Source organism: Nanhaiella sioensis (assembly GCF_046557775.1).
Taxonomy (GTDB): domain Bacteria; phylum Bacillota; class Bacilli; order Bacillales; family SM2101; genus Nanhaiella; species Nanhaiella sioensis.
In genome coordinates this window covers 2813217-2835529 of record NZ_JBKAEG010000001.1, presented here as the reverse complement: position 1 = coordinate 2835529, position 22313 = coordinate 2813217, and the positions used below count along the sequence as shown (strand labels likewise).

22 protein-coding genes are annotated in these 22313 nt (G+C 35.2%); 8 read left to right on the top strand and 14 right to left on the bottom strand.

The annotated features are described in order from the left end of the window. Positions 1 to 162: 162 nt before the first annotated feature. The 7 genes from V1503_RS13055 to V1503_RS13025 all read right to left on the bottom strand — a co-directional run bounded on the left by V1503_RS13055 (position 163) and on the right by V1503_RS13025 (position 8127). A complete protein-coding gene (locus V1503_RS13055) occupies positions 163 to 468 on the bottom strand; it encodes a thioredoxin family protein (protein WP_214481085.1) in 306 nt (101 codons plus the stop codon). A 14-nt stretch (positions 469 to 482) separates the two neighbouring features. After that, complete coding sequence (locus V1503_RS13050; RefSeq protein ID WP_214481086.1) at positions 483 to 830, bottom strand: toprim domain-containing protein; 348 nt, start codon at positions 828 to 830, stop codon at positions 483 to 485. A gap of 366 nt (positions 831 to 1196) precedes the next feature. After that, positions 1197 to 1580: a glycine cleavage system protein GcvH gene (gcvH, locus tag V1503_RS13045; RefSeq protein WP_214481184.1), complete on the bottom strand. Its 384-nt coding sequence runs from the start codon at positions 1578 to 1580 to the stop codon at positions 1197 to 1199. An 82-nt stretch (positions 1581 to 1662) separates the two neighbouring features. Continuing rightward, entirely contained in the window at positions 1663 to 2016 is a 354-nt protein-coding gene (locus tag V1503_RS13040; RefSeq protein WP_410627503.1) for an arsenate reductase family protein, read from the bottom strand. Between the two features lie 474 nt (positions 2017 to 2490). Beyond that, the gene (locus tag V1503_RS13035) at positions 2491 to 4275 is read right to left on the bottom strand and encodes an acyl-CoA dehydrogenase FadE (protein WP_410627501.1); all 1785 of its coding nucleotides are present in this window, start codon (positions 4273 to 4275) and stop codon (positions 2491 to 2493) included. Positions 4276 to 4395: 120 nt separating this feature from the next. Next, complete coding sequence (locus V1503_RS13030; protein WP_410627499.1) at positions 4396 to 5571, bottom strand: acetyl-CoA C-acetyltransferase; 1176 nt, start codon at positions 5569 to 5571, stop codon at positions 4396 to 4398. A 171-nt stretch (positions 5572 to 5742) separates the two neighbouring features. After that, positions 5743 to 8127 carry a 3-hydroxyacyl-CoA dehydrogenase/enoyl-CoA hydratase family protein gene (locus V1503_RS13025; RefSeq protein ID WP_410627497.1) on the bottom strand — a complete coding sequence of 795 codons (2385 nt, stop codon included), beginning with the start codon at positions 8125 to 8127 and terminating at the stop codon, positions 5743 to 5745. A 360-nt stretch (positions 8128 to 8487) separates the two neighbouring features. On the opposite strand from V1503_RS13025, the gene V1503_RS13020 reads away from it, so the two are divergent. Continuing rightward, positions 8488 to 8637 carry a YuzL family protein gene (locus tag V1503_RS13020; protein ID WP_214481091.1) on the top strand — a complete coding sequence of 50 codons (150 nt, stop codon included), beginning with the start codon at positions 8488 to 8490 and terminating at the stop codon, positions 8635 to 8637. A gap of 243 nt (positions 8638 to 8880) precedes the next feature. Here V1503_RS13020 and nagE read toward each other — a convergent pair whose 3' ends face one another. Further along, positions 8881 to 10245 carry an N-acetylglucosamine-specific PTS transporter subunit IIBC gene (nagE, locus tag V1503_RS13015; protein ID WP_410627495.1) on the bottom strand — a complete coding sequence of 455 codons (1365 nt, stop codon included), beginning with the start codon at positions 10243 to 10245 and terminating at the stop codon, positions 8881 to 8883. Positions 10246 to 10262: 17 nt separating this feature from the next. Then, complete coding sequence (locus V1503_RS13010) at positions 10263 to 10994, bottom strand: SIS domain-containing protein (RefSeq protein ID WP_410627493.1); 732 nt, start codon at positions 10992 to 10994, stop codon at positions 10263 to 10265. Between the two features lie 654 nt (positions 10995 to 11648). Between V1503_RS13010 and nagA the strand changes: the two genes are divergently transcribed. From nagA to V1503_RS12995, 3 genes are read left to right on the top strand one after another with little or no spacing between them, the layout of a single operon-like run. Next, positions 11649 to 12800, top strand: coding sequence for an N-acetylglucosamine-6-phosphate deacetylase (nagA, locus tag V1503_RS13005; protein ID WP_410627491.1), 1152 nt, complete (start codon positions 11649 to 11651; stop codon positions 12798 to 12800). 20 nt (positions 12801 to 12820) lie between these two features. Then, positions 12821 to 13549 carry a glucosamine-6-phosphate deaminase gene (gene nagB / locus V1503_RS13000; RefSeq protein ID WP_410627488.1) on the top strand — a complete coding sequence of 243 codons (729 nt, stop codon included), beginning with the start codon at positions 12821 to 12823 and terminating at the stop codon, positions 13547 to 13549. A 20-nt stretch (positions 13550 to 13569) separates the two neighbouring features. Further along, positions 13570 to 14295 (top strand): GntR family transcriptional regulator, encoded by a 726-nt coding sequence (locus V1503_RS12995; protein ID WP_410627486.1) that lies wholly within the window; start codon positions 13570 to 13572, stop codon positions 14293 to 14295. Between the two features lie 483 nt (positions 14296 to 14778). Here V1503_RS12995 and V1503_RS12990 read toward each other — a convergent pair whose 3' ends face one another. After that, entirely contained in the window at positions 14779 to 15696 is a 918-nt protein-coding gene (locus V1503_RS12990) for a proline dehydrogenase (protein ID WP_320257797.1), read from the bottom strand. Between the two features lie 579 nt (positions 15697 to 16275). On the opposite strand from V1503_RS12990, the gene V1503_RS12985 reads away from it, so the two are divergent. Both V1503_RS12985 and V1503_RS12980 read left to right on the top strand, forming a co-directional pair. Beyond that, positions 16276 to 16542, top strand: a complete 267-nt coding sequence (locus V1503_RS12985; RefSeq protein ID WP_320257796.1) for a hypothetical protein — start codon at positions 16276 to 16278, stop codon at positions 16540 to 16542. 16 nt (positions 16543 to 16558) lie between these two features. Next, complete coding sequence (locus tag V1503_RS12980) at positions 16559 to 16894, top strand: spore coat protein (protein ID WP_214481099.1); 336 nt, start codon at positions 16559 to 16561, stop codon at positions 16892 to 16894. A 159-nt stretch (positions 16895 to 17053) separates the two neighbouring features. On the opposite strand, the gene V1503_RS12975 is transcribed toward V1503_RS12980, so the two are convergent. Further along, positions 17054 to 17299, bottom strand: coding sequence for a YusU family protein (locus V1503_RS12975; RefSeq protein WP_320257795.1), 246 nt, complete (start codon positions 17297 to 17299; stop codon positions 17054 to 17056). Between the two features lie 100 nt (positions 17300 to 17399). On the opposite strand from V1503_RS12975, the gene V1503_RS12970 reads away from it, so the two are divergent. Next, positions 17400 to 18098, top strand: coding sequence for an SIMPL domain-containing protein (locus V1503_RS12970; protein WP_410627482.1), 699 nt, complete (start codon positions 17400 to 17402; stop codon positions 18096 to 18098). A 299-nt stretch (positions 18099 to 18397) separates the two neighbouring features. Here V1503_RS12970 and V1503_RS12965 read toward each other — a convergent pair whose 3' ends face one another. The 3 genes from V1503_RS12965 to V1503_RS12955 form a co-directional block, all read right to left on the bottom strand. Next, the gene (locus tag V1503_RS12965) at positions 18398 to 19105 is read right to left on the bottom strand and encodes an ABC transporter permease (protein WP_410627480.1); all 708 of its coding nucleotides are present in this window, start codon (positions 19103 to 19105) and stop codon (positions 18398 to 18400) included. After that, on the bottom strand, positions 19102 to 19950 hold the full coding sequence (locus V1503_RS12960; RefSeq protein ID WP_410627478.1) for an ABC transporter ATP-binding protein: 849 nt from the start codon (positions 19948 to 19950) through the stop codon (positions 19102 to 19104). The genes V1503_RS12965 and V1503_RS12960 overlap by 4 nt, the downstream gene beginning before the upstream one ends. A gap of 180 nt (positions 19951 to 20130) precedes the next feature. After that, positions 20131 to 21237 (bottom strand): LytTR family transcriptional regulator DNA-binding domain-containing protein, encoded by a 1107-nt coding sequence (locus V1503_RS12955; RefSeq protein WP_410627476.1) that lies wholly within the window; start codon positions 21235 to 21237, stop codon positions 20131 to 20133. A gap of 172 nt (positions 21238 to 21409) precedes the next feature. On the opposite strand from V1503_RS12955, the gene pgoN reads away from it, so the two are divergent. Then, a complete protein-coding gene (pgoN, locus tag V1503_RS12950) occupies positions 21410 to 22240 on the top strand; it encodes a glyoxal/methylglyoxal reductase (protein ID WP_410627474.1) in 831 nt (276 codons plus the stop codon). Positions 22241 to 22313: the final 73 nt, after the last annotated feature.

Here is a 22313-nt window from a genome sequence, read left to right as displayed (position 1 = left end):
TATGGAAGCTGACCTAGATAAAAGGACTCTATCATCCCTCACAAGGAATAGAGCCACCTAATCTGAAGCGAGTTTTTCCATCGTATGATTGGATAAATGGCCTCGAGGAGAATGGCTCTAAAGTCTGGAAATAAGATATAGTTTTTTAATAGAGAACAAATGTTAATCTAGGTCCTTTAAGTGCTTATATAATACGTCTACGGATTGAAAAGCATAGATACGCTTAATGACCATATTATTTTTAAATATGAGCAAGCACGGTACACTTTGAATTTCGTACCGTTCTGCCATGTCAGGAACATAGTTAACATCCACTTTACCAAACTCTATTGAAGGTACAATTTCTTTTACAACGCCAAGCATTCGTTCTGCTAATTGACAAGTTCCACAAAGTGGCGTATAGAAATATACTCCCTTTAAACCTGAAGCTTGTAAAACCTTGTTTATTTGGTCTGTCCATTGCTGCATAATGCTTAAACTCCTTATAAGTATTGTCTTTTCACTATAAAATTTGCACGGAATAAAACTGCTGCAATATGTTTTAACGGAGCAGCTGCAACTTCACGATACACTTTATCAATATAAATATGTTGCGCTTCAGGAAACTCTCTTTTAAATTGCTGACGGAGCTTGTTACCAGCTTCATCAGCATCAACAAGAACAAATACATCTTGATGAAATGTTGAATCAATAATTTCGTCCAATTTAGTCACACTTAGCGTCCCATTTGTACAAATGATTTCTATTGGTTCATTTAAAACGTTTTCGACTTGCTGTTTATCAGTTTTCCCTTCAACAATAATGACTTTATTAATCTCAATAATCGCCATCGACATCACCCTCGTTGAACAATTCATGAACTTAATAACTAATTTCACATTAGTAGTTTATGTTATTCAAACTACGAATCTACACGCAATATCTTCTCTTCTAAAACAGATAAGTGATACAAATTTCAAATAACGTTTATGAATTTTTGCACAGTCTCTTTTCATAACTTCGTTGCAATTTTGATGAGTATTATGATAGCTCAAAAATTGTAAATATAGAAAGATGTCACGATTGTTAGATGTATACGTTCTCATTATCTTAACAATGCTAAAACAGCCAGCATCATCGCCATATTGTCTATGAAAAAACAGTGGAGCTGTTACCCCACTGTTTCAAATATCGACCTTAATTTTGGTGAAGATAACTTAATCTTCCTTTGTCATTTCCTCATATTGTTCAGCTGACATTAAGCTTTCAACTTCACTCATATCAGCAGGCTTGATTACAACCATCCAAGCTTTTTCATATGGAGATTCATTTACGAATTCAGGCGTATCGTTTAAGTCTTCGTTAACTTCTAATACTTTGCCACTAATTGGAGCATATAATTCAGATACTGTTTTCACAGATTCAACACTACCAAATGGTTCATTGATTTCTAGTTCATCACCCGGTTCTGGTAATTCAACGAAAACAATATCTCCAAGTTCTGATTGAGCAAAATGAGTAATTCCTATGCGGACTTGATCTCCTTCAATACGTACCCACTCATGTTCTTCAGAATAACGCAATTCCTTCGGTGTATTCATTTCAACAATCCCTCCAACATTTATAATCATTTTATATATATTAAAAGATGACCGTTTTAACAGTACCTTCTAATTTCAATGACTACCCCCAAGTGTCTTCAAATTGCTTTTCATTAAACCCTACCGTCACAACACTGCCATTCGTTACGATGGGACGCTTGAGTAACATGCCATCACTTGCTAGAATATCTAATAAATCAGCCTCTGAAGCAGCTTTGACCTTATCCTTTAATCCAAGCTCACGATACTTTTTCCCACTCGTATTAAAGAACTTTTTAAGTTCTAATCCACTTTTATGATATAATTCTTCGATTTTTTCTCTCGAAGGGGGATTATCAACAATATGTAATTCTTCATAAGAAACATGATGTTCATCTAACCATTTTTTTGCTTTACGACATGTTCCACATTTCGGATACCAATAAAAAGATACCATATAATTCCACCACCCAACGACTTTTTTTGAGGGTTTGCAAACGAGAAACTTGGTCAAAATTCCCCTCTTCAAATGAATATTATCATATTTTTAATTAAATGCATAATCAAGAATTCACTTGTTATAACCTTCTCAGTTTTATTCGTCTTTTATTTTGTTATTCCTGCAATTCTTCTTGAGAAAAATATTCTTAATTTCGTAAGTAACTAGGCCCTATTGGACAGTACTAGTAACCTTTCATAATAAGACTCTTTGCTTAAAATAGCTCTTGTTACGAAAAGCAGCAATCAACGCGAAAACACCCTTTAAGTAGGCTCTTTTCGTAGGCTTTGTTGCCATAATTACGATTTAAACGATGTATATCATTATCTCAGACACCAGGTGTATGTTTCTTCGTATGTAAATATAGTGGTTTAAAAAAAGCTCCCATGATACAGGAGCTTTTTTCAAGTAAAGGCCAATATTTCGGTGTTGTTAAACTGTATAGCGTTCTGCTTCAATTAGTACTGCTGCAGCTTCACGCTTTTTAGCAATTACGTTAATCGGAGTATAACGAGTGAACTTGCGTAGTGATGATAACATCATGCGAAGTGTATCACCTTGCTCTGTTGCAACAAGTGTTTCTTTTGCATGTGCTTCGATTTCGTTAAATGCTTCTTGGCAATAAATTTGTGTATATAAAAGTTTTTGGTTGTTTTTCTCTAGCCCAGTTTTGTTGATTGCTTTTTCTGTACGTAAGACAGCTGATTCCATGGCATATAAGTTGTTGACAATATCTGCAATATTTATTAAAATTTCTTGTTCTTTTTCAAGCTTTGGACCAAACTTTTGTGCAGCTAAACCAGCTACCATGATACCTATTTTCTTCGCATTTTTCACTAAATATTTTTCTTGTTCTAGTGGCTCATCACCAACCTCTTCAGGCATCATCATCATTAACTCTTCCTGTAAAGCTTGTGCTTTTTGTAATAGTGGAAGCTCGCCTTTCATTGCTTTACGTAAAAATGTGCCTGGTACAAGTAAGCGATTGATTTCATTTGTTCCTTCGAAAATACGATTAATACGAGAATCTCTGTATGCTCTTTCTACTTCATATTCAGCCATGAAGCCATATCCACCATGAATTTGAACGGCTTCGTCAGCAATATAGTCGAGTGTTTCAGAGCCCATCACCTTCCCAAGAGAACATTCAATCGCATATTCAGCAACTGCTTTCCCTACTTCTTTGCCGTCTTTAACTTGTTCTGGTGTAAGAGCACCCATACGGTCTTCAAATAAACCAACTGTTCTATAGACAGAGCTTTCAGAAGCATATAATCTCGATGCCATCGTACCGAATTTTTCTTGAGTTAAAGAGAATTTAGATATTGGTGTTTTGAACTGTTGACGTTGGTTAGCATATTGAAGTGCTACTTCTAACCCGCGTTTTGCTCCTCCTGTTGTCCCTACTCCTAGCTTGTAACGACCAATGTTTAAAATATTGAAAGCAATAACATGACCTTTACCCGCTTCACCTAGAAGGTTTTCTTTTGGTACATGTACATCTTCTAAAATGAGCGTACGAGTTGAAGAGCATTTGATACCCATTTTCTTTTCTTCAGGACCAGTAGACACTCCATCAAAGTCACGTTCAACAATAAATGTAGAGAAATGTTCACCATCGATTTTTGCGTATACGACGAATACGTCAGCGAAACCAGCATTTGTAATCCACTGCTTTTCCCCATTTAACACATAATGTGTTCCTTCTGCATTAAGTTTTGCAGTTGTTTTTGCGCCTAATGCATCTGAACCACTACCTGGCTCAGTTAAGGCATAAGCAGCGATCTTTTCACCTACCGCTAGTCCAGGTAAATACTTCTTCTTTTGTTCTTCACTACCAAATAATACAATCGGTAATGAACCGATTCCAACATGAGCACCAAACGTAATTGAAAAGCCGCCTGATCTTGACATCTTTTCCGTAATAAGTGCTGAACTAATTTTATCTAGATCAAGCCCACCATACTCTTCAGGAACATCCGCCCCTAATAAACCTAGCTCCCCCATCTGTTTTAATAGCTTAACTGAACGGTCAAATTCATGGTTTTCAATATGATCAAGCTGTGGCACAACCTCATTAACAACAAAATCTTCTGTTGTTTTACCTATCATAATTTGTTCATCTGTATAATCCTCTGGTGTAAATACAGCATCTGAACTAATATCTTCAACTAAAAAGCTGCCACCCTTTACTAATTGTTTAGTTGTATCTGACATTTTAATTTCCTCCTATAAAATAATGTGTTGTTATTTATTCTATTGCAGTGCTAGTCATTCCCCTGTGACTAACACTGCTTTATGATTCCGACCAAATACCCCCTATTTGTTCCGAACACTCTATACTAATTCAAATACCCCAGCAGCACCCATTCCGCCACCAATACACATCGTTACAATCCCAAATTGTTCGTTACGGCGTTTCATTTCATGAATAAGAGATAACGTAAGTTTAGCTCCAGTACAACCAAGTGGATGCCCTAATGCAATTGCCCCACCATTCACGTTAACCTTTTCTTCATCTAAACCTAATTCACGAATAACTTGAATTGATTGTGAAGCAAACGCCTCATTTAATTCGAATAAGCCAATATCAGCTAATTCTAACCTAGCTAATTTTAATGCTTTAGGAACAGCTACAACCGGTCCAACTCCCATGATTTCTGGCGGTACTCCACCGACTGCAAATGAACGGAATTTAGCCATCGGCTTCAAGCCAGATGAATCAGCTTTTTCTCTATCCATCACCATCACCGCAGCTGCACCGTCACTCGTTTGCGAAGCATTACCAGCTGTTACAGATCCTGTGACAGAAAATGCTGGTCTAAGTTTCGCTAATCCTTCAACAGAGGAATCCGGGCGTACACCTTCATCTTGAGAAAATTGAATTGTTTTTTCTTGAACTTTATTGTCTTTACCTACTGAACGCATTGTAACGTCTACTGGTACGATTTCGTCAGCAAACTTTCCTTCTGAAATTGCTTTAGCTGCTTTCTGATGGCTTCGTACAGCAAATGCATCCTGTTCTTCTCTCGTAATACCATATTTCATTGCAACTTGTTCAGCTGTATGACCCATGCCCATGTAATATTCTGGTGCACTCTCAGCAAGCTTCGCATTTGGACGAACAACATGACCCATCATTGGTACTAAGCTCATTGATTCTGCCCCACCAGCAATAACTGTATCTGCGTGACCAAGCATGATTTTCTCTGCACCGTAGGCGATTGTTTGTAAGCCAGATGAACAATATCTATTTACTGTAACTGCTGGAACGGTGTAAGGTAACCCAGCAAGCGCCCCAATATTTCTAGCCATATTTAATCCTTGTTCTGCCTCTGGCATTGCACAACCAATGATTAAATCATCTATATTACCTTCATAGTTACCTGCACGTTTTAATGTTTCCTTTACTGCAGCAGCCCCTAAATCATCAGGACGTACATCTTTTAATGTCCCTTTCTTTGCTTTACCAACCGGTGTTCGAGCACCAGCAACAATAACAGCTTCTCTCACATCATTCCCCCGCTTTTCTCCGTATTTTTTCGAATAGGTGGAAGCATTTTTAGACGATGTTCAAAAACTATGCTTATTTAAGAAATACTGATCCACATAATTACTGCAAAACTCACATAGATGTTCTTTCCTAATCTCTATCCAGCCTTTTTGAACACATAGTAGTTATTATTAATTGCGTAACGGCTTACCTTTTACTAACATGTGTTGCATACGTTGCTGTGTTTTTGGTTCTCCAATTAAGCTAACGAACGCTTCACGTTCTAAATCAAGTAAGTATTGCTCATCAACCTTTGTTCCAAATGGTACTTTACCACCTGCAATAACGTGTGACAGTTTTTTCGCAATTGTTAAGTCGTGATCGGAGATATATCCAGATAAATGCATATTTTGTGCTCCTAATAATAATGTTGCATATCCTGTTTCCCCAACCACTGGAACCATCTCACGTTTAGGAGCTTGATAGCCTTTATCATAAAGTGATATGACAGCTTGTTTTGCATCATGGATAAGATGATCTCCATTAAAGCTAATGCCGTCTTGTTTTGTTAAGAAATTATAGTTTCGAGCATCAGGTCCAGATGTTGACACTTTAGCCATTGCTATCGTTTCGAATACTTTATTTGCGACAGCTTGCAGATCAAAATCTACACCTTTTGGCATTGTTTTCAGATGGTTAATGTAAAGCTCTTTATTACCACCACCACCTGGAATTAAACCTACACCAACTTCAACTAAGCCCATATATGTTTCACTTGATGCTTGAATCTGACTTGTCGGTAAGCTAATTTCTGTACCGCCGCCTAACGTCATAGCGAATGGTGCGGCAACAACTGGCTTAGCACTATATTTCACATTCATCATTGCTTGTTGGAAATGACGTATAACCATTTCAATTTCAAAGAAATTATCGTCCTGTGCTTCCATAAGCATCATTGCTAGATTAGCTCCGACACAGAAGTTTTTACCTTGGTTTCCTATTACTAATCCTTTATAGTTACGATCGACTTCTTCAAGAGAATAATTAACCATTTGAATGATGTCTAATCCAATGGCATTATTCGGAGAATGGAACTCTAAAAGTGCTACATCATTACCAATATCTATTAAACTAGCACCACTATTTTTCTTAATAACTCCATTTTTCTCTTTTAAACTCTTAAGATGAACAATTTTTTCGTTTTCCTTTAGCAGCTTGTATTCATCTTTGTCTAAGTATGCAACTCCACCGTTCTCTTTTTTATAGAAGGAAGTAATACCGTTTGAAAGCATTTCTTCTATCCACGCTGGAATCTCTTGTCCTTCAGACTTCATTTTGTTTACTGATTTCTCTAAACCGATTGCATCCCACATTTCAAATGGACCGATTTCCCAACCAAAGCCCCACTTCATCGCTTTATCAATTGCAACGATGTCATCTGCAATCTCACCTAATAGTTCAGCAGAATACAAGAGTGCTGGGCTAATAATATTCCATAGCAGTGCCCCAGCTCTATCGTCTGCATATACAAGCGCTTTCAATTTCTCAGGAAGCTTCTTAATTTGTTTACTCATTTCGATAGATGGCGCTTTTAGCTTTGTTCTTGGCTCATACTCAAACGTTTCTGGATTTAATTGTAAAATCTCTTTTCCTTTTTTCAAGAAAAAGCCTTGACCAGTTTTACTACCTAACCAACCTTTTTCAACCATCTTTTTCATAAATGCTGGAGTAACAAATACTCCTTTATCCTTACCTTCAACATTATCGTATACGTTTTTTGCAACGTGAACGAATGTATCTAAACCGACAACATCAAGCGTGCGGAAAGTTGCACTTTTTGGTCTACCAATTAATGGACCGGTTACCGAGTCAACTTCACCGGCGCTGTAGCCACCTTTTAACATTTCATTTACAGTGATGTGAAGCCCATAAGTTCCAATTCGATTGGCAATAAAATTAGGTGTATCCTTCGCTTCAACTACACCTTTTCCTAGTTTTTCTTCTCCATACTGCTTAATAAAAGATAAAACTTCAGGAGAAGTATCCTTTGTAGGTATAACCTCCAACAGTTTTAAATAGCGTGGCGGGTTAAAGAAGTGTGTTCCAAGAAAGTGTTTTTTGAAATCATCGGAACGACCTTCTGCCATTGCCTCGATTGATATTCCAGAAGTATTAGAACTTACGATACTTCCTGGCTTTCTTACTTGTTCAATACGTTCAAATACTTGTTTCTTAATTTCTAAATTTTCTACAACAACTTCAATTATCCAATCACATTCAGAAAGCCTTTCCATGTCATCTTCCATGTTACCTGCTTCAATTAACACAATATTGTCCTTTGACATTAGCGGAGCTGGCTTTTGTTTTAACAGTTTTTTAATTGCTTGAGAGCTTAACCGATTTCTTACACTTTTATCTTCTAATGTTAGCCCCTTAGCTTTTTCATCGTCTGCTAACTCTCGAGGTACAATATCTAATAATATAGTGGGAACCCCAATATTAGCTAAGTGTGCTGCTATTCCAGAGCCCATTACACCTGAACCAAGAACAGCTGCTTTTTTAATATGTTGGACCATTCCATTTCTCCTCCTCTGACTCTTTGAATGAATACTCATTCATTTTACTGTCAAAAAAAATACTGCCTACCTAGAATGAGTTCCTTTAATTATAAATATAAATGATTTTTCAAATTTTCGCAATATAGAAGCAATAAAATAGGTAATTTTTTTCAAAATACAACATTATTCTACAAGAAGATTAACAACGTTCTATAACGAATGGCTATTTTTCCTATGAAAAAAAAATGTAGTTATGTGCGTGCTTATTACGAAAAGCAACAATTAATGCAAAAACATCCTTATGTAAAGAGCCCCATAATTATTATCTTGATAAAAATGTTCACTTTGGAAACGTTAATAAAATGGAGGTGATGCGAAATGGCACGCATGAAGAAGAGTCCATCAAAAGCGGGAGTAAGCGCAGCAAGTGTAAAAGGGAATGCTGGTCCTACGGTTGAAAATGAGGGTGGAAAAACTCAAAGCCAAAATCAGCAATATAAAAAGCATAATATGCAACCCGAGGAATAAAAAGGCGTTTTACCGGTTAAACAATAGCGGAATGTCCGTTAATTACAATACTAAGACAGGTATTCACACGAAGGCGCATTGCCTTCGTGTGAAATCATGGTCTGGGTTAAGCTTTATGATGAACATTCAGTCAAACAGATAAACTTTAAATTTTTCCCTTTTCCTAGCCGAAATGTATGGTTTACTATCCAAATTCGCACTTTCACTTGTCAAATATGCTGTTTACTGTCCAAACTGCCTATACTATACCATGCGCTTTAACGCGTCTGCTACGAATTCAACATTTGTTCCTACAATTACTTGAATATGATTGTCATCTACTTTCATAACTCCGTGAGCACCATGTTTCTTTAATGAAGCTTCTCTTATAACACTGCTGTCTTTCACCTCTAATCGAAGTCGAGTGGCGCAGTTATCTATACTAGTAATATTCTCTTTACCACCTAAATCTTGTAGGAAGCTCTCAGCCATTGTAGTATATTTATCACCTGTTCCAGCTGCGATAGGATCCTCCTCAATTGCCTCATCCTCTCGGCCTGGTGTTTTAATATTCATAACCTTTATAAGAACATAAAATACGATGAAGTAAATTACTCCATAAATTAATCCTACTACTAATAGTAAAAGAGGTTTTTGGGCAATTCCAAAATTCAATAAATAATCTGTAACACCCGCTGAAAATCCAAAACCGTCGTGGATGCCAAGTAAGTTCGTCACTACCATTGAACTCGCCGTTAATAATGCGTGAATAACATACAAAAGTGGTGCGATAAACATAAACGTAAATTCTATCGGTTCAGTAATACCTGTTAAAAATGACGTTAAAGCAATTCCTATCAGTGCGCCAGAAACTTGTTTTCTTCGTTCAGGTTTTGCGGCAGCTATCATTGCTAGGCATGCTGCGGGAAGGCCAAACATCATGATTGGAAAGAAGCCCGTCATAAATTGACCTGCTGTTGGGTCACCAGCAAAGAAGCGATTTAAATCCCCTGTTGCTCCTCCATATTCGCCGAACACAAACCAAACTAAGGTGTTTATGACATGATGAAGTCCTAACGGAATTAACAAACGGTTTAAGAAGCCGAATACGCCAACACCAACTGCACCTGCACCAATAATCCATTCACCTAAACTATTAATCCCCTCCTGAATAGGTGGCCAAATAAACCCTAATGGCAAAGCAATTATAAGCATCACGATAGATGTAACAATTGGAACGAACCTTCTTCCTCCAAAAAAGGCTAACCATTCTGGCAATTTTATATCATGATAGCGATTATACAATTGACCACTTATAATCCCCGCTAAAATACCACCTAGAACCCCCATATTAATTTCATCATTAATAGCTTGCGTTGCATCTGTTAAGACAAAATATCCGACTGCACCTGCTAGTGCTGCAGCACCGTGATTATCTTTTGATAATCCTATTGCAATCCCTATTGCAAAGATGAGTGATAAATTAGCAAATAATGCTCCACCAGCAGCAGATATAAACGGGATATTTAATATATCCTCTGCTCCAAAACGAAGTAATAATGCTGCGGCTGGTAATACAGCAATTGGTAGCATAAGTGACTTCCCAATTCTTTGTAAAAATTTAAACATTTTTCATCTCCCCAATTCTATAAAAGATGTGTGACTCTATCTTTATATTGATTAATTAAATCCTGATTGTGGATATCTGAGCCTTGTACGTTTCCACTTAAGAAAATGGGTGGTTTAATATTTTTCATTAATAGAATATTAATGGTCTCTACGATTACACTATTTATAATTGCAGTATTAATAATTGTAGAAGTTGGTCCAAATGGTTGCTGTAGTCGATCGTCAGTCATGACAGCATCGCCTATAGGAGAATAGTTATCTATTACAAGATCAACGACTTCATGCAAGCGTTTTTGATCTATATGCCTTGACTTTACATGTTTTGAAAAATCAATCGATGTTAAAGCGATCACTTGAGCCCCTTTCCTCTTAGCATATAGCGCAGCATCAATCGGAACTGGATTAATACCTGAAGTAGACACAACGATAAAAACATCATTTTCTTGAATTTGATATTTTTCAAGGTTAACTTCTATAAAATTATTAACCCTTTCAAGCATTGAAGACCTTACTGGGCCTTTAAATAACATTAAATCTTCTATAAGAATAGGGTTTACACATGCTAGCCCCCCTGCACGATAGAAGATTTCCTCTGAAATGATATGCGAATGTCCACAACCAAATATATGAATAATGCCTTCTTTTTCAAGTGTATTTGCTAATATTGATGCAGCGTTTGATAACGTTTGTTCATTGGATTTCACCTTATTAAGCAATTTCTCAACTTCATCCAAATATTGAGTAAGCATACATCCACCCCCAAGAAAATAAGCTCCGTTTCCTTAATAATCTTTTTTATATTCTCCCTATACACCACCCCATTGTTTTTAATCTGACCAATCACAGAAATGAGTCTAAAGTACAACTTACAAAGAAAGTGACCTTTAATTAATGGTGATATTAATTTTACATCTCGGTGGTCATTCTTTAAGGCTGTTTTCGCGTTGAGTGTTACTTTTCGTTCTAAGATGTCTATCGTTTGTGGCATCTTTTCTACTATTACAATGATTGAGCTCTCTTAAAACTCATCATCCTGTCCAATTTAAGTAAAAATAGCTACAAAGTTTACGAAAAGAGCCTTCTTTTATTAAGTAATAATGTTAAGGTCACTATTGAACATATTGTAGAGCTTGTTAAATTAACTAAATTTTCTGATATTTAACCAACGCATGCATGAACAATTTGTAAACGCATTCATAATTTGCACCGATAGAGAGTTTTTCAACCTCTCCATCAACTTGCTAAAACTTGCAATTAATATTTTACAGGTAGCCTAGTGGAACAACTATATCGTATCATTATAATATATAGTTGTCTATACCAATTTATATATATGTATAGTTGTCTAGACAACTAATAATTAACATGATATGATATAGAAAAAAGCATAAGGAGTTTTCGATATGCTTATTAAAGGCTTAACAATTTATGCCGAAGATAGAACGATTGAACAAGGTACTATTAAGATTACTGATGGCAAAATTGAGTCAATCAGTGAACACATAGATGAAATTGACACTAACATCATTCAATTTCCTAACAATTATAAATGCCTACCAGGAATGATTGATGTTCATATTCATGGTGCACATGGTTCTGATATTATGGACGCCTCTCCACATGCACTGGATACAATTTCGAAAGCATTACCACAAGAAGGTACAACTAGCTATTTAGCTACTACAATCACACAACAGTATGCAAAAATAGAACAGGCATTATGTAATGTTGGTAACTATATGAAATCTCAGAATGATGGTCAAGCTGAAATATTGGGAATTCACCTTGAAGGTCCATTTATTAATTCACAAAAAGCAGGTGCACAACCTTATGATTACATTATGGAGGGAGATATATCATTATTTAAAAGCTGGCAAAAGCTTTCAGGTAACAATATTAAACTTGTGACGCTTGCACCCGAAATAAACAATGGTTTCGCCTTGATAAAATATTTAAGTTCAAATGGTGTTGTTGCTTCCATCGGTCATTCAAACGCTACTTATGATCAAGTAGTTGATGCCATTCGTGTTGGAGCATCTCACATTACTCATCTATTTAACGGCATGAGCGGCTTACATCATCGAGAACCAGGTGTTGTAGGTGCAGCAATGATGCGAGATGAATTATTTGTTGAAATGATTGTTGATGGTATACACGTTTCTCCTAAAATGATTGAATTGGCTTACCGTTCCATTGGATGTGAACGAACAATTCTAATTACCGATGCGATGCGTGCAAAATGTTTAAGAAATGGCATCTATGACCTAGGTGGTCAAAATGTACACGTAAAAAATGGTAAAGCAACTTTGGATGGAGGAGCATTAGCAGGTAGTTTATTAACGATGGATCAAGCAATGCAAAATATCTCGACTTACACAAATGCATCTCTTACTGAATTAACCTTAATTACCTCAAAGAACCCTGCTAAACAATGTGGCGTCTTTGATCGTAAAGGTAGTATAAAAGAAAATAAAGATGCAGACCTTATTATTTTAGATGAACAAAACAATCTAGTTATGACTATCTGTCGAGGAGTTATCTCATACGAGAGATAAATACACGAGGTGAATTGCTCATGAAAATCATACAAGCAGAAGACTACCATGATTTGAGTATAAAAGCCGCTCAGCATATTATAAAAAAAATACAAAATGAACCAGATATTGTTTTAGGTTTAGCCACTGGTAGCACTCCTAAAGGTGCTTATAAACAAATGATTAATGATTTTCAAAAGAACAACACATCTTATCGTTATGTAAAGACTATTAATTTAGATGAATATGTAGGCTTAGCTAAGGATGACATAAATAGTTACTTTACATTTATGAATGAGCATCTTTTTAATCATATTGATATTCCTTACTCTCAAACACATATTCCGAACGGAATGGCAAACGATTTACAAAGAGAGTGCAACAACTACGATAAGCTTATTCATTCATTAGGTGGCATAGATCTACAATTATTAGGCATCGGACACAATGGTCATATAGGCTTTAATGAACCATATACTTCCTTTAAGACCCGTACGCATATTGTAAAACTTACCTCATCAACTCGATATGCAAATGAGCGATTTTTTCAACACATTAATGAAGTTCCTAAATATGCGATTACGATGGGTATTCAAACTATTCTTGAAAGTAAACAGATACTTTTACTTATATCAGGTAAAGATAAACGAAAAGCTGTCCATAAACTATTAGTAGAACAAAATATGAGCGAAGAATTTCCTGCATCTTCCTTATATGAACATCCACATGTTACAATCATAGCAGATAAAGCAGCGCTTTCACTAACTTAATAGCGAAAGGAGAGCTAGAAATGATCGACAGAGAATCACCTGTGCCAATCTATTATCAAATTGAAGAATATATAAAGAATTTAATAGATAATGAAGAACTTACCCCTGGTGATGCAATTCCTTCAGAAAGAGAATTTTCTGAACAATTTAGCGTAAGCCGCATGACGATCAGGCAGGCGATTATAAACTTAGTTAATGAAGGATATTTATATAGACAAAAGGGGAGAGGTACTTTCGTTGGTGAAAAGAAAATAGAACAAACATTACAAGGCTTAACAAGCTTTACTGAGGATATGGAAAAAAGAGGGATGAAACCAGGAAGTAAACTTCTTAAATTTGAGCTTATTCCAGCAAGCCGTAGTATTTCAAACAAGCTATTAATAAATGAACATGACCCTCTATATGAAATAAAACGGATAAGATTTGCTGACGACTTACCGATGGCAATTGAAACAACCTATATACCTGCAAATTTGGTAAAGGGCCTAACCGAAGACATAGTCAATCGTTCACTTTATTCTTACATTGAAAATGAACTAGGTTTACAAATAGACTCTGCAAAGCAAATTATTGAGTCGTCAATTGCGAGAGCAGATGAAGCGAAAGATTTAGGTATAAATAAAAATGCACCAATATTATATATTCGGAGACAAACTAAGTTAACAAACGGGCAGCCGCTAGAGCTCGTTAAATCAGTTTATCGAGCTGATCGATATAAATTTGTTATTAATATGAAGAGAAATTAAAATTTTTATTATTTTAAAAACTAAAGAGCCTTTCGATAATGGATAATGATTTTATCGTATGGCTCTTTTCATAACCTTTGTTGCTAGAGTGACAATATTAGCAAAACAAAATGATTTATAATTCATTGACGTCATTTTATATCAAGAAATAATATATGCCGTGTTAATGTTTAAGTACGAAACACAATAATTAATGCGAGAACAGTTGACAAAAACTGTTTGTGTTTTTTTTCAAAAAATAACAATCAATACTAACCTCCAAGATAAAGTGAAATAGGCTTAAGAGTTAGACAATAAGGACTCAGAATCTACTTCCCTAGAGATTATCACCTTAGTATGAATATTACGCAAAGTATAATAAAATAGCCCACCCTATTCACTCAAACATCTATCGAATAAGGCTGGCTTTATCTTGATAATTTATCATTCTACTATTTTATTCGTTCACTAATCATACAAAGTTATGGAGAAGTCCAAAAATCTTTATTTTTTGACCATTCCCTTTACTACAAACGCAACATTTGCTGGTCTTTCCGCTAACCTACGCATAAAGTAGCCATACCAATCTGTTCCATATGGTACGTACACTCTCATTTTATATCCTTCATTTGAAAGCTCCAGTTGGCGTTCTGTTCTTATTCCATATAACATTTGAAACTCGAATTGATCATTCGGAATATTATGCTCTTTAACGAGTTGTTTAGTATATTCTATAATCGCATCATCGTGGCTTGCTACAGCTGTATAATTCCCATTTAATAAATGCATTTTTATAATTTTTTTAAGGTTGTCATCTACATCTTTCTTATCAGGAAATGCTACTTCAGGGGATTCTTTGTATGCCCCTTTTACTAGCCGTAGATTAGGATGATAGTCATTTAAGTCTTCAATATCTTTTTCTGTTCTATATAAATATGATTGGATAACTGTCCCTACATTATCAAACTCTTTTCTTAACTCTTTGAAAATATCTATTGTTTTCTGGCATCGAGAATAGTCTTCCATATCGATAGTAACGAACACACCATTGTCTTTTGCAGCTTGTAAAATTCTACGCATATTGCTCATTACCACTTGGTCAGATATATCCAAACCCATAGAAGTCATTTTTAATGATAGCTGTGAATCTAAATTTTCTCTACCAATTGCCTTAATTGCTTCAATTGACTGATCTGCCATTTCGTTAGCTTCTTTTTCGTTATCAACAAATTCACCTAAATAGTCAATTGTTACAACTAGCCCTTTACTATTTAGCTCTTTAATCACATCAACAGCAAGGTTAATCGTTTCCCCTGCAACAAACCTACCTGCACCAAAACGCAAACCGTATTTTTTTGCTAACTTTGTCATAGGTTTATTCTTTGATAAAAATAAGAAAAAGTTTTTCATCACTTGTTCCAATTTATAATAACCTCCTTTTTGTAACCGCATTCATTTGAGTTAGCAGAGTCCTCAAAAAGTGTGGAAAAAGATGTTGTATAAACTTTGTACAAGCTAACCTGAAATGAGCTTTCCTTTTCGTAGTTTGAGTAAATCTCATTTCGTAGCTATGTGTAATTTCACTGTTCATGATCGTATGTGTTTTTTCGAGCAGTTAGTAGCCCTACTTTAATACGCCTACCACCATGATTTCTTCTTCGTACTTTTTAAACTCGCATTTTTAAGAAGGCTGTATTTATTTTTTCTACTAGCCAGCATTATTTTATCATCTTTTATTATTTTTGAATATAATTTAACGCTATTTTTGTCGAAAATATGACAAATTGTTTAACAGGCTATTTTCACATTGGTTGTTGCTTTTCGTTTTAAGTTTTTCTAACGTTCGTGTCATCTTTTCAACATTAAGATCAAACCCAATTTTAATGTCCATTTTTAGTAATAATAGCAACAAAGTTTACGATAAAAGCGTTAATAATAATTTGTATAGGTATTAGCCGTTAGGGAACGATAAATTTTGAAGTTAATAAGGAGGGTTTAATGATGCAGCAACAAAATATGACTCAAAACCAAACAATGGCAATGCCACAGCCACCACAAGTAATATCAACAAAAGACTCGATGTACTTAACTGACATGCTTTCTTGGAATTTATTAGCTATGAAGAAAGCACATTTCTTTGCTAGACAATGTCAAGATCAAGAAATTATATCAGCTATAGAGCGAGCTGGACAAATGCATCAACGACATTACGGTATAATAATGTCCCATTTGCAAAATAACAATCAGCCAACCCAACCAATGCAATAAGGAGGTAACATCATCAATGAATAATCAAAACAAAATTCAAAACCCAAAAACACCGACACCTCAAACACCTGAAATGAACGAACGTGATTTTTTAAATGACATGCTTGCAACTGAAAAATATATGACAGATTCTTACTGTACAGCATTGAATGAAGCAAGTCATCAAGCACTTTATCAAGATATACAAAATGTCTTTAACGAAACGCAAAATTGTCAAAGACAGCTATACAACCTAATGTTCCAAAAAGGTTGGTACAAAATCGAGGCTAGTGAACAACAGAAGCTACAACAATCTTATCAACAATTCCAAGGCTATACGAGTCAATTTCCATATAACAATATGACCCAATAAGAAAAATCTCTCATCCGGACTCCCCCCGACAAGCGCTTTATTTAAAGGTGCTTGTTGTTTTTTATTAGAACTTGAGGTTAGGGAAATAACATTTCGGCAACCAGTCTAACCAAAGCTTCCTTTACCAAAGTAGGACACACACAACTCTTTGTGTCTGCCCTACTTTGATGTACGATGTTCTTCATTTAATTGTTTAATTTCAGCGATAACCTTCTTCATTTCTTCCTTTGCATCTGGGTACATTTCATTCCAATGCTTAGCCAATGCAGGCATGCTTTTCGCAATATGAGTATAAAGCGCCCACATCTCAACCTTTTTGATTGTATCAGGAGTATGTTGACCAACTAATAAATCAGTATATTTTTCAAGTAAACCGTCAAACTGCTCTATAAATTTTTGTTCCACCATCTCAGCCCCTTTGAACAAATACTTTAACTGTATATATTATAATCTTACACTTTACTACATACAATTTATTACTCCTAAAAAAGAAAGGGTTGTTTCGATGAATTCGTACCCTTATTACAATCCTTTTCCTAAACAGCTAAATAAAAGACACACTCAACATGACAAAGTTGAGCCACATATCATTGTCGAAGGACGTGGGAAAGTAACTGTAAAACCAGACCTAGTTTCTATGCAATTAGGTGTTATTACTGAGGATCAGAGCGCCACCACTGCTCAACAACAAAATGCATTACAGTCAACACAGCTTATTCGTTCTTTAATTGAGTTGGGAATTGACAAAAATGATATTGAAACAATGGCATATAACGTATTTCCAAAGTATAAAACAGTTGATAACGAAAGCATACTAGAAGGATTTAAAGTTACACACCAGTTAAAAATTACGGTTCGAAACAGCCATATGTCTGGCGAAATTTATGATGTAGCATTTCAAAATGGAGCTAGCAGTGCTGGAAGGTTAAGTTTTGAATTATCAGATCCTGACCCCTACTATCTGCAGGCTCTACAAGTTGCTGTAAATCATGCCATTCGAAAAGCTGCTGTCATTGCAGAAACGATTCATGCACAAATAAATCAAACTCCTACAAAGATTAAAGAGCTTGGTCACCCTCCATACAGGACATTTTCTGAAGAACAACCACTTATGTCTACAACAATTACTCCTACTACATCCATTCTGCCTAGAGAAATTAGCATAACTGCGGAAATTGAAGCTCAATTTGATTATAAGAACTAGCCTGTTGATCAAGTCCTCAAAAAAGCAAAAGCATAGCTATACTAATTGTTCTTCTTGACTAATCGACCCAAAAACGGCTATTCTCGCATTGGTTGTTGATATACGTACTAATATATAAGCACGCATCCATCTAGTGTACCGGGCATCTTTTCTACTTTTACAATTATTAAGCTCTAATAAAATTCATCAAATTGTCCATTGTTCATAAAAATAGCAACAAAGTTTACGAAAATAGCCTATAAAAAACAGCCAGGGAGAGAGTATGCTCTCTCCCTGGCTGTTTTATTGTATAGCTTTTACTAGTCAAACCTTCTTTTCTTATAAGTAATTAACGTAACAGCAATCGCTACAACTACCCAAATAAGAAGAATAAACAGATTTCCAAAAATATCGCTATAGCTTCCAGTATCATTAAATTGAGTCCACATATAATTAAATTGCTCACTCGGTAAATAGCTTACTAGCTTTATAATCAATTCATTATCTGTCACCGAAGTGAATATAGAACCCATTCCTAATATGACCAAAATTGGCATTCCAACTACTCCGGTTTCCATTACTGTACGAGAAAGTAAACCTATTATTGTACCAACCGAAATATATATAATCAATCCTACAATTAACATCAATATGAAGATTGGTAAAGATACCATCTGAAAATCACTAAGAAACATAACACCAGCAACGACAACCATTGTAGCTGCGGCTGATAATGTACTTTTTCCTACTAGAATCTCCAATGTACTAGCTGGTGAAAGTAATAGTCCTCTCAGTGTATTTTTTTCTTTTTCTTCAGCGACTATAGAAGCTTGTACGAAAGTCCCTACTAGCGTAAAAGTTAAATTAATCAAAAACATGTGAGAGAGTTCGTCATTGCCACCTACTCTACCTAGATAAGCTGCAAGTGCTAACGGCATAGCGATTGTTAATAACATATAAGAATTTTTTAATAAATCAATCCAGTCCTTAATAAAAATTGCATTTACTCTTTTCAATGAAAATATCATACTAACTCCCTCCCAGTTAATCGTACAAAAATATCTCCGAGTGTTGGCTCATTTGAATGTATTGAAACAACATCACCTGATTTCATCAGTTCATAAATTTGTTTTGCCCCTTGTTCATCCTTATCAACAACTATAGTTCGATCCCCTTTTAGCAATAGTGAAATGGAAGGATCTGCAAATTTAGTGCGTAAATTTTGAGGGGTATCGAGTAACTCAATCTCACCATTATTAAGAAATGCAACACGATCACAAATCTCTTCTGCCTCTAACATGTCATGTGTTGTTAAAAAGATTGTCGTTCCCTCTTCATTTAATTGACGCAAACCATTGTGAATATTTTTCGTATTTGCTGGATCCAATGCTGATGTTGGCTCATCTAAAAATAATAGATCAGGCTTATGAAGAATGGCACGAGCCAACGTGACTCGTTGCTTCATTCCTTTAGATAGCTTTTTAACTTGTGTTTTTTTCTCATTAACTAGGTTGACAGATTCTAATACTTCATCAATTCTGTTCACATCCACATCATATAGCTTACAATAGAGCACAAGGTTATCGTAAACAGACAGTCGATCATATAGCCCACTATTATCTGTTAATACACCAATTCTTTTCATATAAGCAGGATCTTTTAATTTGCTTACATGTTCTCCGAACACTTGAACCTCTCCAGATGTATGTAGAAGTTGAGATGTTAATATTTTAATAGTTGTTGTTTTTCCTGATCCGCTTGGACCTAAGAAACCGAAAGTCTCCCCTTTTTTCACATTAAAAGAAACATCCTTCAAAGCTACTTTATTTTTAAATGACTTAACTAAATTACTTACTGCAATAATATTGTTCATAACATTAACTCCTTATCCTAAAATTTCCGATTTAGTTAATTGTTTGTTTCGCTGTTGTATTTAGTATAGGCTCATTTCTTTTTACTAGCATTAAATTTTAGGTGAAAAGAGTATATCTGTTGATGAATAAATCCTTTTTATAGATGATTGGCGTTTCAAATTATGTAATATCATCAAATTTTATATTCCAATTATGCCCTTCAAATCATTTAATTTACCTTTTGATAACGGGATTGAGCTTTTTTTCGCATCATCTAGAATTAAACTATAACTATTACGTGTCCAGGTTATAACTTCTCTTACCTTTTGCAAGTTTACAATGTAAGAACGATGGCACCTGAAGAAACCAAATGGATATAAGCGATCAAATAATTCATTTAATGTATAAGAACACGCAAAAGTCTCCCCTTTCACATGTAAATGAGCGATTCCGTCATTACTTTCAATAAAATCTATTTCTGTTGGATCAAAGAGAATGATCTTTTCATTCACTTTAGCCGGAATCTTTTCAAAACGAACTTGTGTATTGATTACTTGATCCTCTTCAACATCTTGAATATTTTTCTCAGTCATTTCCGCATTTGAAGCTGCTTTATTATTTGTCGTCCTGTTGTTATTCTTAATAATCTCCTTTTTAACGCCTTCGCCATCAGCTACATCTATCTTTTTTAACCCTTCTCCATTCAAACGATACACACAGTTCGTCATAATAATCGCATTTTCAAGATCGCTCGTCGTCAATAATATTGCTTTCCCCTGCTCAGCAAGTTCTTCAATTATCCTTTTTACAATCATTTTACTTTCAATATCAACATTTTGTGTTGGTTCTTCCATGATGAAAAACTGTGGATCTTGTAAAATTACCCGGGCAATTTGCAAACGCTTCTTTTCAGAAAAGCTAAGCTTGTCGATTTTTGTATTCTGTTTATCTATTAAACCAACCATTTTAACAATAACTTCAATATCGCCATCCACATTATACAGCCGCTTAATGAATTGTAAATATTGTTTCGGTGTCAGGCGTTCATAATAGCCATCATCAGACAATAGGACACCTATGTTAGGACTTATATCTTTAAAATTACCAACAAATGGTTTTTGAAAATAATTAATTTCTCCTCCAGATTTAGGTAATCTATCGGTCAGTATTTGAATGAATTGTCCACCAACTTCAATGTTACATTGGATTGCAACGATGTCTCCATTATGTATTGTTAAGTCTATAGGTGGGAATAAGACCGTATTCCCAATATTCCTTTCAAGCTTTTTCACACTTAATATGCCCATAGCTTCTTCACCCCTGTTTAATCCAAAGTTGTAATAAGATACCTATTTATTCCTAGATTATACATTAAAACTATAAACATAATGCAAAAATAAAAAAATGAAGATCAAAAAATTCATTTTTTATCCCTTCTACTTCATAATATTAAGAGATATGAAAATTAAGGAGTTGGTTATGTTGAATTCAATATCAAGCACAGTTTCATTACATAATGGCATTGATATGCCATGGTTAGGGTTGGGGGTATATAAGGCTGAGGATGGCAAGCAAGTAATAGATGCAGTTAAAGCTGCTATTCGTGCTGGGTACCGAAGCATTGACACAGCAGCAATATACAAAAATGAAGAAGGTGTCGGGCAAGCGATTAAACAAAGCGAGATACCCCGTGAACAATTATTTATTACATCAAAGGTTTGGAACTCTGATCAAGGCTTTGAATCAACTTTACGTGCTTTTGAAGAAAGTCTTGCGAGACTTAACCTCGACTACTTAGACCTTTATCTTATTCACTGGCCTGTAGAAGGCAAATACAAAGAAACGTGGCGCGCTCTCGAACAGCTTTATAAAGATGGAAAGGTCCGTGCAATTGGTGTAAGTAACTTCCATGTCCATCATTTACAAGATTTATTAACTGAAGCAGAAATAAAGCCTATGGTGAATCAAGTAGAATTCCATCCAAAATTATTCCAAGAAGAGTTGCGTAACTTTTGCCGAGATCATCAAATTCAGTTTGAAGCTTGGTCACCTTTAATGCACGGAAAATTACTAGATAACGAACTTTTAACTGAGATTGCAAACAAACATAACAAAACAGTAGCTCAAGTAATTTTAAGATGGGATTTACAAAGTGGTGTTGTAACAATACCAAAATCAACAAAAGAGCATCGAATCATTGAAAATGCTTCTATCTTTGATTTTGAATTAACAAATGAAGAAATGCGTACAATAAATGACTTAAATGAAGATTTACGTTTCGGACCAGATCCCGATAATTTTGACTTTTAATAGAAAGTAATTGTCTTAACTGTTGGAGGGGCTATCTCATTCATTGTGTTAACAACTTAGTAAGCCCCTTTTG